This is a genomic window from Streptomyces sp. NRRL F-2664 (genome assembly GCF_000719345.1).
Taxonomy (GTDB): Bacteria; Actinomycetota; Actinomycetes; order Streptomycetales; family Streptomycetaceae; genus Streptomyces.
In genome coordinates this window covers 1-243 of the sequence record NZ_JOFX01000581.1, presented here as the reverse complement: position 1 = coordinate 243, position 243 = coordinate 1, and the positions used below count along the sequence as shown (strand labels likewise).

General features: G+C 53.9%; 1 rRNA gene. It reads right to left on the bottom strand.

What is annotated here, in order from left to right:
- Positions 1-97: ribosomal RNA gene (gene rrf, locus IF89_RS41415) — 5S ribosomal RNA — on the bottom strand; the annotation flags it as partial.
- Between the last annotated feature and the right edge of the window lie 146 nt (positions 98-243).

Genomic DNA, 243 nt, shown 5'->3' with positions numbered 1-243 from the left:
CCCACAGGGTCCCCCCTGCAGTACCATCGGCGCTGAAAGGCTTAGCTTCCGGGTTCGGAATGTAACCGGGCGTTTCCCTAACGCTATGACCACCGAAACACTATGAAATTAGAACATGCTGGTGTTTTCACAGCCGTTCGTTATTTCAGAACTAACACAGTGGACGCGAGCAACTGAGGACAAGCCCTCGGCCTATTAGTACCAGTCAGCTCCACCCGTTACCGGGCTTCCACATCTGGCCTA